General features: G+C 57.2%; 14 protein-coding genes. 6 read left to right on the forward strand and 8 right to left on the reverse strand.

Annotation, left to right across the window (positions count from 1 at the left end; all coding sequences use genetic code 11):
* Positions 1-24 precede the first annotated feature (24 nt).
* Both Pan97_RS14825 and truB read right to left on the reverse strand, forming a co-directional pair.
* Positions 25-2,925 carry a DNA translocase FtsK gene (locus tag Pan97_RS14825; RefSeq protein ID WP_144973811.1) on the reverse strand — a complete coding sequence of 967 codons (2,901 nt, stop codon included), beginning with the start codon at positions 2,923-2,925 and terminating at the stop codon, positions 25-27.
* A gap of 180 nt (positions 2,926-3,105) precedes the next feature.
* Positions 3,106-3,984 carry a tRNA pseudouridine(55) synthase TruB gene (gene truB / locus Pan97_RS14830; protein ID WP_144973813.1) on the reverse strand — a complete coding sequence of 293 codons (879 nt, stop codon included), beginning with the start codon at positions 3,982-3,984 and terminating at the stop codon, positions 3,106-3,108.
* 241 nt (positions 3,985-4,225) lie between these two features.
* Between truB and Pan97_RS14835 the strand changes: the two genes are divergently transcribed.
* Together Pan97_RS14835 and Pan97_RS14840 are read left to right on the forward strand one after the other, a co-directional pair.
* Complete coding sequence (locus Pan97_RS14835; protein ID WP_144973815.1) at positions 4,226-4,714, forward strand: DinB family protein; 489 nt, start codon at positions 4,226-4,228, stop codon at positions 4,712-4,714.
* Positions 4,715-4,959: 245 nt separating this feature from the next.
* A complete protein-coding gene (locus Pan97_RS14840) occupies positions 4,960-6,411 on the forward strand; it encodes a catalase (protein ID WP_144973816.1) in 1,452 nt (483 codons plus the stop codon).
* 93 nt (positions 6,412-6,504) lie between these two features.
* On the opposite strand, the gene Pan97_RS14845 is transcribed toward Pan97_RS14840, so the two are convergent.
* Positions 6,505-6,915, reverse strand: coding sequence for a hypothetical protein (locus Pan97_RS14845; protein WP_144973818.1), 411 nt, complete (start codon positions 6,913-6,915; stop codon positions 6,505-6,507).
* Positions 6,916-7,027: 112 nt separating this feature from the next.
* On the reverse strand, positions 7,028-7,966 hold the full coding sequence (locus Pan97_RS14850; protein WP_144973820.1) for a DUF1559 family PulG-like putative transporter: 939 nt from the start codon (positions 7,964-7,966) through the stop codon (positions 7,028-7,030).
* An 898-nt stretch (positions 7,967-8,864) separates the two neighbouring features.
* Here Pan97_RS14850 and Pan97_RS14855 point away from each other — a divergent pair.
* Both Pan97_RS14855 and Pan97_RS14860 read left to right on the forward strand, forming a co-directional pair.
* Positions 8,865-9,779, forward strand: coding sequence for a DUF1559 domain-containing protein (locus Pan97_RS14855; protein ID WP_144973823.1), 915 nt, complete (start codon positions 8,865-8,867; stop codon positions 9,777-9,779).
* Positions 9,780-9,883: 104 nt separating this feature from the next.
* Entirely contained in the window at positions 9,884-10,285 is a 402-nt protein-coding gene (locus Pan97_RS14860) for a transthyretin-like family protein (RefSeq protein WP_144973825.1), read from the forward strand.
* A 52-nt stretch (positions 10,286-10,337) separates the two neighbouring features.
* On the opposite strand, the gene Pan97_RS14865 is transcribed toward Pan97_RS14860, so the two are convergent.
* From Pan97_RS14865 to Pan97_RS14875, 3 genes are all read right to left on the reverse strand, one after another.
* Positions 10,338-10,811, reverse strand: coding sequence for an EF-hand domain-containing protein (locus Pan97_RS14865; RefSeq protein WP_144973827.1), 474 nt, complete (start codon positions 10,809-10,811; stop codon positions 10,338-10,340).
* Between the two features lie 200 nt (positions 10,812-11,011).
* A complete protein-coding gene (locus Pan97_RS14870) occupies positions 11,012-11,488 on the reverse strand; it encodes a cupin domain-containing protein (RefSeq protein WP_144973829.1) in 477 nt (158 codons plus the stop codon).
* Between the two features lie 182 nt (positions 11,489-11,670).
* A complete protein-coding gene (locus tag Pan97_RS14875; RefSeq protein ID WP_165698774.1) occupies positions 11,671-13,641 on the reverse strand; it encodes a CASTOR/POLLUX-related putative ion channel in 1,971 nt (656 codons plus the stop codon).
* Between the two features lie 277 nt (positions 13,642-13,918).
* On the opposite strand from Pan97_RS14875, the gene Pan97_RS14880 reads away from it, so the two are divergent.
* Positions 13,919-14,752 carry an alpha/beta hydrolase gene (locus tag Pan97_RS14880; protein WP_144973833.1) on the forward strand — a complete coding sequence of 278 codons (834 nt, stop codon included), beginning with the start codon at positions 13,919-13,921 and terminating at the stop codon, positions 14,750-14,752.
* Between the two features lie 145 nt (positions 14,753-14,897).
* Positions 14,898-15,371, forward strand: a complete 474-nt coding sequence (locus Pan97_RS14885) for a hypothetical protein (protein WP_144973835.1) — start codon at positions 14,898-14,900, stop codon at positions 15,369-15,371.
* Between the two features lie 66 nt (positions 15,372-15,437).
* Here Pan97_RS14885 and Pan97_RS14890 read toward each other — a convergent pair whose 3' ends face one another.
* Positions 15,438-16,571 (reverse strand): CREC-EF hand family protein, encoded by a 1,134-nt coding sequence (locus Pan97_RS14890; protein WP_144973837.1) that lies wholly within the window; start codon positions 16,569-16,571, stop codon positions 15,438-15,440.
* Positions 16,572-16,599: the final 28 nt, after the last annotated feature.

Below are 16,599 nucleotides of genomic sequence, written 5' to 3' on the forward strand. Positions count from 1 at the left end.
CCTTAGCTGTTTTTTGATGGGGAATTAAGCACTCTCTTCGTAGTACTTGCCTTCCTCGTCGTCTTCCTCCTCGGACTCTTCCTCGTATTCTTCTTCCTCGTACTCGGCGTCCTCTTCTTCGTACTCTTCCTCTTCGTACTCCGCGTCTTCCTCTTCTTCGTATTCGGCTTCTTCTTCCTCTTCGTATTCCGCCTCTTCGCCTTCCTCGTACTCTTCTTCTTCGTACTCGGCTTCCTCTTCTCCATCGACCTCTTCGTATTCAGTTTCTTCGTCGACTTCCTCTTCTTCCTCCTCATCTTCGACAAGGTGAGGGCGGATTTTGTTCGAACGTTTCGCCTTTGGGGCTGGGGCTTCCTCTTCGATCTCATCGGCGACACTACTGCCGCTCGACTGGCCGGACTTCATCAGCTCCCATTCTTCCGGCGTGATGATCACCTCGCGGGCCTGCGATCCGTTGTACGGGCCGACGATGCCATCTTCGGCCATGAAGTCGATCAGCCGGGCACCACGTCCGTAGCCGACGCCCAGGGCACGCTGGAGTAGCGAAACACTGCCGCGCTGTTCGGCGACGATCACGTCGACGGCCTGCTCGTACAGGTCGTCGCGCTTCTTCATTTTGGCTGGGTCAGCGGTCGCGCCGTCTTCGACCTTCAGCTGCACGAGTTCCTTCACGAAGTCTTGCTCGCCGGTGCTGACAAACTCGACCACGCGGTTGATTTCTTCATCGGACAGGTACGTCCCTTGACCACGCATCAGGGTTGAGGTGCCTGGCCAGAGGAAGAGCATGTCACCGTTGCCCAGCAGCTTGTCGGCACCCATCTCGTCGAGCACCACGCGGCTGTCGGTACGGCTGGCAACCTGGAAGGAAATACGCGCCGGCAAGTTCGACTTGATCAGACCGGTAATGACGTCGACCGTTGGTTTCTGCGTGGCGAGAATCAAGTGGATACCGACCGCACGCGACTTCTGAGCCAAACGAATGATGTGCTGTTCGACCTCTTTACCGGCCGTCATCATCATGTCCGCGATTTCGTCCGCCACGATCACGATGTACGGCAGATTCGTCGCGACGTTGTTCCGCTCTCCTTCATCCTCGCAGCCGAGGCGATCCCAGATCTCTTCTTCACCCAGCGCATTGAACGCGCTCAGGTGACGCACGCCCACCTGGGCCAGCAACTGGTAACGCTCTTCCATCTTCTCGACCGCCCACGCCAAGATGGCTTCGGCCTTCTTCATATCGGTCACCACCGGATGCATCAGGTGCGGCAGCGTGCGATAACATGACAACTCGACCATCTTTGGGTCGATCATCAACATCCGCACTTCATCCGGACGACGCGTCATGAGGATGGACGTAATCAGCGCGTTCAAACAGACCGACTTACCGGTGCCCGTCCGACCGGCGATCAGTAGGTGAGGCATCGAAGCCAGGTCGACCGCCAGCGAGTTCCCCGAAACGTCCTTACCCAGGAAGATGGGCACCTTCATCTTGTTGATGCGGCCGCTCGCTTCTTCCATCACCTCGCGCAGGCGAACCATCTGGCGTTCGTCGTTCGGGACTTCGATCCCGACCGTATTCTTGCCGGGAATCGGGGCCACGATACGCACGCTCGGCACACGCAAAGCAATCGCCAGGTCGTCGGCCAGGCCGGTGATCTTCGACAGACGCAGACCGGCTTCCAGTTCAACTTCGTATTGAGCGATGACCGGGCCCGTTTCGATTTCGACCACCTTCACGTTGAAGCCGAAGTTGAGGAACGTCTTCTCGAGGACCTTGGCCTTCTTGCGAACTTCGCGTTCCTGCTCTTCAAATGAGAAGTCGTCGCTCTCGATCAACAGTTCGATCGGAGGTAGTTCGTAGTTCTTGGGGTTCGCCCGGCCGTTGGCGGCACTGTCCAACTCGCTCATCACGTTCTTGCGGGCATCTTCTTGCTGCTGCTTTTTGCTGTTGCGGTTCTTGACTGCCAGCGGCGATTCTTCGGGCTTTTCGACGCGCGTGATGGGGACTTCCTCCTCCACTTCTTCTTCGTCGAGTTCCTCTTCGACTTCTTCGTCGAACTCTTCCTCCTCTTCGTATTCCTCTTGCTCGACCTCATCCTCGTCGCCGGCTGCTTCTTCCTCGAAGACCTCTTCGCCGTCTTCGAACGGAATCTCCTGGTCGACGTCGGTCTTGATCTGACGGCCGCCGATCTTGATGCGGACGCCTTGTTCGTCGTATTCGACTTCCTCTTCTTCGTATTCCCCCTCTTCATCATCCAGGCCAAACTCGGCCAATAGCTTCGCCTTGCGTTCTTCCTTCAATCGTTCGCGACGCGTCTTCCAGGCAGCGGCTCCGGCTTGCGTCTTTTCCTTGGCTTTCAGAAAGCTCCATACGGTCAAGCGAACCAGTTCGTACTCGGTGCACAGCAGCACGCCACACGCGGTAACGGCCAGGCACAGAATCACGGCCCCGGTCGTGGCGAAGTGTTCGCTTAAGAACTGCTGACCGACCAGGCCGAGCCGTCCGCCTGAACTGCTGATGGGTCCGGGCGAGGCCCCTGGGGCGACGATCGTGACGAGCGTAGTGATGCCGGTGAGCGTCATCAACCAACCAATCAGCCGCGCCGCAGGCGAGGTTATTTCTTTTCGCATCAATAGAATGACGTCGAACGCAGCCAGGCTGACCACGGCAAAGTAGGCTCCGACTCCTAAATTGACCAGCAGGAAGTCGGCGGCCAGCGCCCCAACGCCACCGCACAAGTTGTGTACCTGGTGCGGCTGAGGGTAGGCGACTTGATCGGGCTGATAGATCGCAGCGAAAGGAGCCGGCAGTTCGCCGATGGCGTCATCCGCACGATACGACAGCAGCGACAGCGCCAGGAAGATCGTCAACGCGGACAATCCAATGGCGATCAGGTCTCGCTGGATACTTCGTTCTTCGAACATGCACGGTGCCGGAAAACTGGGGGGAGAACGTCAGCGGCTGACCCAAGCTCGCACATGAGTTACAGCGCTCCACTTTCCTCCTTCGGCACTGCTAGCGAGAATGCCGCAGTTCGTTTCTCGCCCATACGCGCGATTCGCTAACGCGCAGATCCGACAACCGCCGCAAGATCGATAGAATCGTTACAGGTAGTCGTTGGCAAAGTTGCGAGCCGTCCGCCACCCGCCTTCTTTTCCGGGAACAAGCACGGCCACCAGTTGACCGGCCTGCGTCATCGCGGCGACTTCCTGGGAAGCGGTATCCACGTCCACCTCGATTAGCTTCCCCTGGGCCAGCCGCACGATCTTGTCGTGATCGACCGTTACCTGCGGCATCTGGGACACGGCCAGCGAGGTGGGCTGCAGCGCGGCAGCAAGCGTTCCTCGGCTTAACTGATCGTCCGGGTGAATCGCATCGTCGATCTGGAAGCACCCGATCGCGGTGCGCATAAGCTCGGACATGATCGCTTCGGTTCCCAGATCGCGGGCAATGTCCCGTCCCAAAGAACGAACATACGTTCCACTGCCGCACTCGATCCGCATGCGAAGCTGGGGATAGTCGTACGCCAGGATCTCCAATGCGTAGACTTCGATCTCGCGGCTGGCCAGTTCCACCTCCTTGCCCTGCCGAGCCAGGTCGTACGCACGCTTGCCGGCGACCTTCAGCGCCGAGAACGCCGGCGGGACCTGCTCGATCGTTCCCAGGTAGTTGAGCAACACGGCTTCAATCTCGTCACGCGAGGGGCGCGGCGGATCGTCCAAAAGCTGCACGTTGCCTTCGATATCCTCGGTATCGCTTTGCCGGCCCAAAAGAAAGCAGGCCTCGTACGTCTTGGGCATCCGCTGAATGTACTCGATCAGCTTCGTGCCGTGTCCCACTGGGCAAACCAGCACCCCGGTCGCCAGCGGGTCGAGCGTACCAGCATGCCCCGTCTTCGCCGGACGCATGAGCCGCTGGATGATATTCACGACGTCGCGCGACGTCTTACCGGCCGGCTTATTGATATTCAGAATTCCGTGCATTCTGCCTGCTACTTTCCCTTAACCAGTCTTCGCAATCGAATCCATGGTTGTAACTGGGTGAGCAAGAATCATCAACGGTTCAAGTCGACGCGATCGACTTGGCGAGCAGTCAAATGGCAACTCGACCTCCAAACAAAACCATAATTCTTTGTAACCTTCTCGCCCCGGCGTCATCTAAGGAGCCAACATCGGGACTCTCCCGCTCGTCCCCACAACCACCGTTGCTTCGCGGAGACCACGCATGCTGTCTAGCGCCGTTGCTATCAATCAGTTTCAACTCGCCGGCTTTCAGAAGATCGCGGCGGATGTTCCCGACGAGGTCCTCTACAAGCCGGCGGCTGGTCATCAGCATCTGCCGGTGTGGGTGATGGGGCACCTGGCACTGACCGGTGAGATGGGGCAGCAAGCATTGGGTGGAACCGTGGCTCACCCCGACTGGATGCCGTTGTTTGCGCCTGGCAGTTCAGGTGAAGTCTCCACCGATACCGGGTTGACCAAGCAAACGATGATCGACGCCGTCACTGGCGCCTACGCGCAGCTACAGAAGATGGCCCTCGAGGACGCAACGCCGGAGCGACTTGCCCAGCCGCACGGCATTGGACTGTTCGATGGATCGCCAATCCAAAATGTCGGGGACGTCATCACGCTGCTGCTGACCAATCACTTCGGCTTTCACCTCGCGCAGTTATCGAGTTGCCGCCGCGAAGCTGGTTTTGCTCCGCTGTTTTAGTTCGGCTTAAGCGGCTCGACGGAAAGCTGGCGGAACTCGACGCGTGCATCTTCGCCGCGAAGGCCCAGCAGTCGCCGAGAACAATTGTCCCGCACGCTGAAAATAATTCCTTCCACGCCCGGCATCAATGCGCCTGCCCTGGGCAACACCGTGGCGAGTTGTCGGTTTACTCTCTTCCATGCTTCTTAGAATGAGCGTGTCACCACTCCCGTACCAACCCGCAACCGTCAACCAGGGAGACAAGCATGTCCAGCGATAAGCCTAAACCCACGACCACCGATGCCGGTATTCCGGTTCCCAGTGACGAACACTCGTTAACCGTCGGCCCCGATGGCCCGATCCTGTTACACGATCATTACCTGATCGAGCAGATGGCCAACTTCAATCGCGAACGCATCGCGGAACGTCAGCCACACGCCAAAGGCTCGGGCGCTTTCGGTTTCTTTGAAGTCACGCACGACGTCAGCCAGTACACCAAGGCCGCCGTGTTTCAGCCTGGCACCAAGACCGATACGCTCATTCGCTTCTCGACCGTGGCGGGCGAACGGGGTAGCCCCGACACCTGGCGCGATCCGCGGGGATTTGCCTTGAAGTTCTACACGACCGAGGGGAACTACGACATGGTCGGCAACAATACGCCGGTCTTCTTCGTTCGCGATCCATTGAAGTTCCAACACTTCATCCGTTCGCAGAAGCGTCGTGCCGACAACGGTCTGCGCGATCACGATATGCAGTGGGACTTCTGGACGCTGTCGCCGGAATCGGCCCACCAGGTCACATGGCTGATGGGAGACCGCGGCATTCCTAAAACATGGCGGCACATGAACGGCTATTCCAGCCATACGTACATGTGGGTCAACGCCCAGGGAGAACGCTTCTGGGTGAAGTATCACTTCAAAACCGATCAAGGCATCGAGTTCTACACCCAGGACGAGGCCGAAAAGATGGCCGGGCAAGATTCGGACGTCCATCGTCGCGATCTGTTCAACGCGATCAAAGAGGGCAACTACCCGAGTTGGACGCTGAAGATGCAGATCATGCCGTTTGAAGAAGCGAAGACCTACCGCTTCAATCCGTTCGATCTGACCAAAGTGTGGCCGCATGCCGACTATCCCTTACATGAAGTCGGCAAGTTGACGTTGAATCGGAATCCGACCGACTTCCACACCGAGATCGAACAGGCAGCGTTCGAGCCCAACAACATCGTTCCCGGCATCGGCGTCAGCCCCGACAAAATGCTGCTGGGACGCATGTTCGCCTATGCTGACGCTCACCGAGCACGGATGGGGGTCAACTACAAGCAGATCCCGGTCAACCAGCCGCAGTGCCCCTTCCATAGCTACTCGAAGGATGGCGCGATGCGAACCCAGAACGTGACCGATCCGGTCTACGCTCCGAACTCGAAAGGAGGTCCCGCCGCCGATCCCTCACGAAACCCGGAAACGGAAGCCTGGAGCGCCGATGGCGAGTTCGTCCGGGCAGCTTACACCAAGCGTAAAGATGACGACGACTGGGGTCAGGCCGGCACGCTCGTTCGCGAGGTGATGGACGACGCGGCGCGAGATCGACTGGTCTCAAACGTCGTCGGCCACTTACGCCAGGACATCACCGAGCCGGTGCTCCAGCGGGCCTTCGAGTATTGGAAGAACATTGACCCCGATATTGGGAAGAGAATTGAGAAGGGGGTGAAGGGCTAAACGGTACGCGTAACAAGAGCGATCCCCAGACGATTTGACTCGACTGGGGATCGTTTGTTCATGCGTGACGCAGAGAAATGCTCGGCGCAGACGCTATTTCAATTCAAAGTTGACTTCAACGTTTTCCTGAGGAAGGACTTCGTACGTCAATTCGGACGCTTCGTTGTACTTGACGGGAATGTACCAGTCCTGACTCTGGTGCACTTCGCCCAAGTCGTTCGTGACTGGCGGTCCCGGTCGACTTGCTTCGATCATGACCCTCTTGGCCCCGGCTGTGATTTCTCCTTGGAACGTCCCATTGGTGATGGGAAGACCCACCTGGCCACCTCCACCGGTCGTTGTGGGAACGAAGATGATCGTTCCATCCTCAACCGGTTTCCCCTGGTAAGACACCTTGCCGGAGACGGAGTATTTAGGCGGGCCGCTATCCCCAGACTGGCAGCCACAACTTAGGGTTGCCGCGAGCATGAAGAGGATGAGACTGGTGAGTTTCGAATTCATCATGACTATCGATCTAATTTCCATGTTGTGATTAATGCACTCACGAAGACATCGATCGGTGATGCGTCCGACCGATGTTCTCGGGACTTCTTGATTAGCTCAGTGTCCAGCAGACCTAGTTGCCGCTGTTCACTTCGCCGCCGCTACGAGTTCCCAGGGCCACCCAAATCGGGTTGTCGATCGTTTCGGGGAAGAAACTCACCGACGCGTCGGCCATGGTCGTGAGGACCCCACCGGGGTGATAGCTTCGCGAAGTAACGCGATAGAAGCCACCACTTACGGAATCGGCACAGGGCGCACGGGGCGTACTGATATAGTTGCCCGCTTTTTGACGGTCCGCAGAGGTCGGAGTCGTTGAGTTCGGGTTATAGAAGGAAGCCGCCAGGAAGTTTCCGCCTCCTCCGTCGGCAATCCAGTAGCCACCGCGGCGATCATGATCGCTGCCAGATTCCGGTGCGATGATGATCTCGCCCACCATGGCGGTGTTCGACGTGCCGTCGGTTACGTCACGAAACTTCGTCTTCGACCAACAGTAAAACATCCCGTTTTCATTGGTTCCGGACCCGTCGAGGCCGTTGGTACCAGAAAACAGAACGTAGTTTCCGGCAAACCCAAGATCGCCGCGGACGATCTTCCCGGCATTGGGATCCGAAGGACACAGCAGCGCATCGACGATGTTCTCGTCGACGGTTGTATTCCACGGATAGGTGCCTGAGCCATGAACTTCCTTGATGAAGGCTTCAAAAAGTGCGTTTTGCTCAAACATCGGCAGCAGTGGGTGCATCCAACCGTAACGCATCGGGTTTGACGTCCCGCCACCTGATTCCGGAGCATTCGATGTATTGACGAAGCACCCCGGCGGAAACTGCGAGAACGTGTCGTGATAGTTGTGCAGCGCCAGACCGATCTGCTTTTGGTTGTTGGTGCACTGCATCCGGCGAGCGGCTTCACGGGCCTGTTGGACTGCTGGCAAAAGAAGGGCAATCAGAACACCGATGATGGCAATGACGACAAGCAACTCGACTAACGTAAATCCGTACGATCTTTTTGGCATCGAAGTCTCCGACGGAAAATGAAACAGGAATGAACGGGAATGTCGCAACCAGTGGCATGGGATGTTTTTGGATGATCGCAATTGCTAAGGGCTGCCTAATGTAGGACAACACCATTAGCTGACTACACTTTAAACACTCCATTCATCGCTTTTGGGAAATTCATCCACGTTTTCAGGAACCGACTCCGAGATGGCAGCGTCACGAGCCATGCTCGTCTCGTACGCCCGTTCTGAGAACTTGCTTGGAGTCTGAGAGCCCAAGGAGCAAGCCCAGGAGCGACGATCCTGCTGTCCAACCTCATATGGCGACGTCGTGTAGGCAACAAGCCGCAACTCAGCCTGCGGCTTCGGAAATCCACATTTCTGAGACTTTTTGCTTGGCACCCCTGTCGCAAACAAGCAGAGTAGCAAGCACTAGGTTGGCCTTAAGGACCGAGAAAACTCTCGCAGAAAGCAACAAACTATTGGTGGGTTGTTTTTCAATTCCCTCGTCAGGCGGCACTTGCGGTTAGGCGCACTTGCTCAATAGCGATGAGTTCTTTAGCGCTTCATGAGGATTTATCCGCCATATTTTTTCTCGAAAAAAGCCCCACTCTTTGACTCTTCGAGCAGTTGAGCGTGTTGTCAGCGCAGCATTGCCTAGACAAAAGTCGCAAGTTCTTTAAATATTTAGCGAAATAGCATTTCCCCCACCGATGACTATTACACATACTTCTGAGTTTCTTTACACTTTGTTTTCCCTCTAATACCATAACAATGGCGTCTTGATGAACATTGACGGTTGATTGCGCGTGTAGAATTCCGTTGACGCTCTCAGGGTACATTGTTACCTTAAATGTCAGTAATTATGAGAATTCTTCTCTTTTCTGTCTCTACTCTTTTTCGTTGGAAATCTTCTATGCGCGCTAAGTTCATTAATCGAGGCTTTACCCTTGTCGAGTTGCTGGTAGTCATCGCGATTATCGGCGTTCTGATCGCCCTCTTGCTGCCGGCCGTTCAACAAGCCCGTGAAGCCGCTCGCCGGATGCAGTGCAGCAACAACCTGAAGCAGATCGGTTTGGCTCTGCACAACTATCACGATACTTATGGTGCTTTGCCAGCTGGTTGGCTCTACCGGGGCGGCAGTGGCAAATGCAATTACGGCTGGGCCGTGGCCATTCTGCCCTTCGTCGAACAGCAGAACTTCTACGACCAACTCGATCCCGGCAAGACGCCGCTGTACAACCGCTACACCAGTAGCGCCACCGCCGCCGATAAGGCACTGCTGCAGCAGCGACTTGAAGCGTATATCTGTCCTTCGGATGCCGCTCCAGAACTTGCCCAAAGCCAGAAGTTTGGCAGCACCGATCACTTTGACGTGGCCGTGTCGAACTACGTTGGCTGTGCCGGCTGGAGCAACACCCCCGACTATCCCGTTCAAGACAAAGACGCTGGTGGTCTCTTGTGGGGCAACAGCTTCCTGAACTTCTCGGACATTACCGACGGCACCAGCAACACACTGCTCGTTTCCGAACGCGAATATCCCAAGGGGCGCGCCGCAACCTGGCTTGGGGTCGGGAGGAACAATAGCTACGGAAATGAAGCGACACTTCGAACTGTTTTCCGTGGTGCCTTCACGATTAACTTCGACTACTCTGCCGCAGGTCAACCACAGAACGCCGGCAAGGGCTGGTCGAGCTTGCATCCTGGGGGCGTCATGTCGCTCACCGCGGACGCCTCGGTCCATTTCGTTCCCGAAACGACCGACAAGAACAACGTCTTGAAGCCGCTAAGCCTTCGTAACGATGGCACTCCATTCGAGGCGCCTTTCTAAGGCTCACGGAGTCGTCGTTCCCACTTCTTCACTCGCAACTCAGGCGACAACACGAGATGAGCGTGTTGTCGCTCTGATAGCTAATATCTCAAGGATCTGATGATATGCGTCTGTCGGTTCAGACTGCTTCCTGCTTCGCACTGCTTACTGTTTTGATCGGTTTTGCCGGCTGCTCTGGCGACTCGATGGCTCCCGTTACCGGGGTGGTCACGTTCGATGGCAAGCCGGTCTCCGGTCTCGAAGTCAACTTCGAGCCGACTGGAGACACCAAAGATCGAACGACCGCGACCGGCTACACCCAGCAAGACGGCAGTTACGCTTTGGTTTACCCCGGGTATAAGACCGGGGCTCCCCTGGGTGACTATATCGTTCGCATCTCGGGAGGCGAGTCGCTCGATGACGGAACGACGATGCGGGTTCCTCCCAAGTACAACAAAGATTCCGACCTGAAAGCGACCGTCACTTCCGGCGAGAACAAGTTTGATTTCGAGCTGACGAGCAAATAGCGGACGTCAGGCTGGGCCTCAACCCAGCCTGGCTCGTTCTAAGACCAAACCTTTAGCGACCACCGCGCCCGGCTTGGCCTCCTTGACCGCCGCCGGGGCGTCCTGGTCCGCGTCCCGCTGGGGGCATGCCGTTCTGATTTTGCGGCATCATCGCCCCCATCTGCTGCTGCCCGCCGGCAGCTGCCTGGTTCTGCATCATCATCTGTCGCAGACCCGCCAAAGCCGTTTGTAGTTCTGCTTGATCCAGGGCGTTACTGCCGTCGGCGTCGTACTGGGCGAGCAGTGCCTGGGCCAGCTGCTCGATGGTGGGCATGTTCTGCTGCTGCATCCTATTCTGGTCCATCCCGTTGCCACGCTGGGCGTTCCCGTTCGCGGCACCGGCGGCCTGCGGATTGGCGTTGTTCGCCCCGCCAGCCCCACGCTGCTGGGCCCCCTGATTCTTCGGCCCGCGAGCAACCGCGAACGACACGAAAAGAGCCAGGCAAACAATCGTCAAGCAGGTAACAACGCTTCGTTGGTTCATCATGGAAAGCACCGTATTCTTTTATGCAGGAGACAAGGGGGAAATCGACTGGCCTGCTGCCAGCGTACCTGTCAGCCACATGCGATACTCGGTTTTGGCAAAAGAATTACGGCAAAACCAGTAGAAATCTTATTGGCGCGGTCTCCTACCAGCCCATTGCCCGTTCGGCTCGCGTCTTGCCACATTCATGACCTCAACCCAACCTAATGCGGCAGACGAATCTCCACCCCATACTTCGGCGCCACTTCCAAAAGCTTGTGAATTTCTTCCTCGGTTGGCGGTTGCGGTGGTTCCTCTTCGGTGGTCAACACCTTACCTACTTCCAAGAACATCTTCTCTAGGCCAGCCGGGGCGAGGGTGATCAGCATGCGAGCTGGCTGTCCGCTTTCGTTCCTAAAACTATGCAGGCTGCCGATCGGCATGTTCAAAAAGGTGTTCGGTCCGGCGACGACCACTTCACCGTCGAGCCGAAACGTGATCTCCCCTTCCAGCACGAAGAAAGACTCTTCTTCGCGGCTGTGAACATGGGGCGGCGGTCCACCGCCCGGCGGAATCAACGCGTCGATCATCGCATACGCGCCGCCCGTTTCGTTGCCAGTGGCCAGGTAGCGGTACAGATCGCCAACAACGGCAACTCGGGTGCCTTCATTGGCGGGGCGAATCGTAGCGGGGTGCATCATCGGTTTGAGTCTTTCTTCCTTGGTAGGCCGGGGCGCGACCCGCTTTGACAATCCGCTATCGAACGATGTTCGGCGGTAGGGTGATGAGGGCGATCTTACTATACCGCCATGATCTCATATGGATGACGTATCCGCCTCCGCTTTGTAGTCGCTGGGTCTTGACCCAGCCTAACGCCGCCACACTAAGTCTCATCCTCCGAAACCACCACCAAACGGTCTTCCGCATTGAGGGTCCACTTGGTGTTCTTCTCGGGGATCAGCTTCACGCCGAAGTTCTGGTTCATGTTGTTTTCCAAGGCCTGGACTTTGACACCGATGCATACCTCCTGGCGCTGCTGGGCGACGTCCATCATGTCGGCGAAGGTGACCTCCACCGGGAACGACTCGAAGTAGAGCCGGGCCGGCTTCAGGTAAATCTCGGAACCATCTTCCGAGAACAAGTCGTCGTAGACGGCCTTGATGCTGGCCTCTTCGCTGATCTGGGCCAGGATCGTGCTGACGAAGCGGTTCGAGATGATGAAGTCGTGCACCCCTGCCCTGGCAACCAGTTCCTGATTGTCGGAGTCCATCACCTCGGTAATGATCTTCGTCTTGGTCGTATCGACGCCATCCCCAGCTTCCGAGAAGATCTTCCGCAGCAGAATCAGGATGACGATCGTCTCGGAGTCAGACGTCTCGGAATCGGCTTCGACGTCGCCGGAACTGAGGATGATGATGTTGTCGTAACGAAACGGCTCGAGCGCGGTCAGCGAGGGGATATCGGTCGGGTTTCCCTCGATCAGGCGGACGCTCATGTTATCGAGTTCTTGGTCCAACTGGTCGACCTTTTGACGAATCGCATCGGTCGGTTCGCGAAGCATGATATCGATCTGTGAGCCTGGCTGAACGTAGTCGGCGTACTCGCGGACAATCAGCGGCAGCTTCTCGTTCCAGCCGATCAGCAGTTCGCGTTCGACCGTCTGCTCGCTCTTCTTACCGTCGGCCAGCGTCAATCCATTGGGCTTCGCGACGGCGTCTTTGACGAACTCGATCGTCGAATCGTCTTCCGCCAGAATCAAAATGTCGTCCTCTTCCTCAAGCACCAGGTCGGCCTCGGGGTTGATCACGACCGTCCCGTCGGCATGCCGCAGGCCAATCGGAACGCCATCGGGGAAGTGATACAGCACCTGGCCAAAGGTAATGCCGTTCCACGGAGCGCGATGGAAATACAGCTCGCAGCCGTCGAACGAAAGCATCTCGGCGTACACCACGCTCAAGCCCAACGAACGGCTCGTCTGGACCAGCAACTTCGCCAGAATCTCTTGCCCGTCGATCGCCGTGACCTCCGGCGAAATGTCTTCGGCAATGTTGCGGCTCCGCTCGAAGAACAGTTCGGCCACGATGTTCAGCTCTTCATGTTCGTTCTCATCGCGCGAGGCCATCACGCCGAGAATCGTTTTGATGGTGCGAATATCGCTGGCCGCTTTCTCCGCGTCGGTGGCTGCTTCCGGACACGAGGCCAGCACGACGACACTCTTACTGGTCGACAGCGAAACCATTTCCAGGTTCAGCTTCGCCGACGGCTTGCCGCTACGGGTGACGATGCGGGTCGTGCGGCGGTCGGTGACGTTAACGCTGAGGAAGTCGTCCATCTCTTCTTTCGGGACGTCGGCCAGAATCACGACGCAGGCATCGCGTTCGCTTTCATTGGCAATCACCAGTTCGCGGAGGATCTCCGGCACACGATGATTCCAACCCAGGATCAGCGTGTGGTCATCTTCGATGACGCGGGAAAAGCCTTTGCGAAGCTCGGCGAGTTTCTGATCGAGTGCCGTCGTGATGAACGCGATCAGCATCGACAGAATGATCACGCCGGCCAGCCCGGCCAAGATGCCTGAGATCTTGATCAGCGGCGACGAGAACTTGTCCTGGTTCATGTTCCCCGGGTCGGTCAGCTCCAGAAAAATGATATAGACCTGGCCGAGAAACGAATTGTGGGTTTCGTGCGAAACGCCGGCCGGCTCGATCAACATGCTCAGGCCGCGCAGCCCGGCCAGGACGGCGAACAACACCAGGAACACCACCACCAGGCTCACGAAGATCGAACCACCTCCCTTGGAGATGAACGTGTCGAACTGGTAACGAAGCCGCTGACGCAAAGTGACTGGTTTCACGATGACTCCTGAATTGGTGAAGATCCGGGGCAAGGCATCGAAACGAGGCAGCGGGAACGGAAGCGAGTTCCGCATCGAATCCCACGTTGAAGGTTGGAAATCTTATAACGTACCTGTCGGCGGAAAACCAACAGTTTTCAGGTGGGATTTGAAAGATTCCTTATTCTCGCCAGTTGATCTTGGTAAGTTTTGTCAGGATTCTTTCACTTTCTCGTTACGATTATCGTGTAGGCTGCGTCTCTTTTCCCGCTCACTCTTCCTACTCAGGTGATCCGCTATGAATGCCCGCTCGACTTTGGCACTTGCCCTGTTCCTTGCCATCGGCATGACTTCAATGGCGATGGCCCAACGTCCGCGGCGCGAGGTTCAATGGGTGAACCCGGACATCCCCACCATGCCGGGTCTGGTGCACAAAGTGCTCGACAGCAAATCGCTCGGTCATCCGGTCGGCTACGTCATCTGGACGCCTCCCGAGATGGATATCAGCGGCCAGACGCGTTACCCGGTGGTCTACTTCCTGCACGGAGCAGGCGGCAGCGAAAAGTCGGACGCCGCCGGTTTCGCCTCGCAAGTGGCCGGGGCGATTCGCTCAGGCAAGTTCCCTGCGGCGATCTGCGTCTTTCCCAACGGCGGCATGAGCGGCTATCGAGGGGACGCCGAAGCAATGATCATCGACGAACTGATTCCCCTGGTCGACAAAGACTACCCCACCCAGGTCCAGCCATCGGGACGCGTGATCTGCGGTTTCTCGATGGGTGGCGCCGGCTCGGTGCATCTATCGCTCAATCACCCGGAGCTGTTCTGCGGGGCCGGTAGTTGGGGTGGGGCCCTCTCGTTTCGAGGCAGCGGCGAAGACAGCCCGCTCCTGGCCGTCGCCAAGCAGAACGCCGACAAGTTGAAAGCCAACCACTACGCTCTGCTCACCATCAACGGCGACCAGGACCGGCCTGACGCTTTCAAGCCGCTCCAAGCCGTGCTGGATGAACGGATGATTCCGCATCGTGTCGTGGTGCTGGAAGACACGAATCACAATCTTGGCAAGTACCACCAGGAAACCAGTAGTACGATGCTAGAGTTCTTGGCGAGTCAGCTCAACATAACGAACCCATGATTCGTCGGCTCGGTCGTTACCCAGCCGACTTTACCCTCTAAATCCCCCAGTTTTTCTTGACTCGCCCCATTTGCTACGTTGATAATACGGGAAATCGCCGAGATTTTGATCTGCCCTTATTCCCTCCTGCGAAAGGATCTTTCTGATGAAAGCTCGTTTTCTGCTCGCCGGTATGGCCCTCCTGGCCGTTGCGACGGTGTCCCTCGTCGCTGCTGAAATTGACCTGGAAGGGGTCAAGTGCATCATGAACCCCAAGGCCGCCGCCAAGGCTGATAAGTCGCTCGACTACAAAGGGGGCAAAGTCTTCTTCTGCTGCGACAACTGCCCCAAGGGTTTCGCCAAGAAGCTGGACGCCAAAGACAAAACCGTGATGGCCAAAGGCAACCTTCAGTTGGTCGCCACGAAACAAGCCAAGCAGGAACACTGCCCATTCACCGGCGGCCCCATGAAGACCGAACTGACGGTTAACGGCGCTACCATTAAGTTCTGCTGCAACAACTGCAAAGGTAAAGCCGAAGGGATGGAAGGGGATAAACAGTTGACCGCTTTGTTCGGCGAAGAGGCCTGGGAAAAGGCCGGCTTCGAAGTCGCCGACGCGAAGAAGTCGGAAACGAAGTAATCACGCCATCCGCTGGCACGAATCACGAAAGGCCGGGCCGCTAACAAAATGGCGACCTGGCTTTTTTTATGAGCCAACGATTGCCGACGCTCGGCGGGCGAGTCGGCGACGAACCGTTGGGTAGAACGATTGCCTGGCTAACGGCTCTTCGGCCGAGATGCTCAGCAACTCGACCAACTCACTCGGTGCGGCTTTCTTCAATTCATCCGCCGAGATCTTTTCGTCATCGTTGGCATCGACGCTGGCCAATAGCAAGCAGTAGCCGAGTGCCTCGGCGCGAAGACTAAGCTGACGCAAAACCTGCTGCGTGATTTCCTGTTTGGTGATTACGCCATCCTGGTCGGCATCCTCGCGCGAGAAGGTCATTCGCGAGCGACGATCGAGCCCCTCTTCGTCCAATTCGGTTCCTTCCTCGGCTTCGATCTGGGCGGCATATTCCGCTTTGGAAACCTGGCCGTCCCCATCCTTATCGAGCTTCAACTTCTCAAGCGTCTGTCGATCGACTTCCTTTTGCAAGGCCGCTTTGATTTCGTCGATGCTGATCAGGCGATCGCGATTGCCGTCGAAGGAAACCAACAATGCAGCGTCTTGGGAAGTCGTAGCCGACGAACCACCAGGACCGCCGCCACCGTGGCTGGGCCCTCCGCCGCCGTGGCTATGCCCACCGCCGGATGCCATCTGGGCACGCATTTCCTCGAAGGCCGCTTGGAATTCTTCCAGGCTCACCTCGCCATCTTCGGCATACTTCGAACCAGTCAGACGAGCGTTGATCTCGCTTCCCTTCAACACGCCATCTCCATCTTGATCGAACGACTTGAAACGCTCGGCTGGGTCGAAACCGCCTCGCCCGCCAGCGCCGCCGCCACGATTACCACCACCTCGGTTACCGCCCCCTTGGCCGCGTTGATCTCGCCCTGCTTCGCCGACGCGTTGACCACGACCACCACGATTGCCACCGCGACCTTGATTTCCGCGAGCCTCGCTCGAAGCTTCCGCTTGGGCGCCGAATCCCAGTGGCCGCACGGCCTTGATCACTTCGAGCAACGGTAGTTTTCCATCGTGGTCTTGATCGAGTGCTTGGAAGCCCTGTTCGAGGGAAGCGGTCATCGTATCAATCGATGGCGACTCGGATTCAGCGGCAATCGCCGACGCCGTCGAAGCGGCCGCGATGGCCACGATAAAGAAGACAGCAGTTCGCATGGGTGGGTTCCTGAATGATTCTTGTGAG

The organism is Bremerella volcania, from assembly GCF_007748115.1.
Lineage (GTDB): Bacteria > Planctomycetota > Planctomycetia > Pirellulales > Pirellulaceae > Bremerella > Bremerella volcania.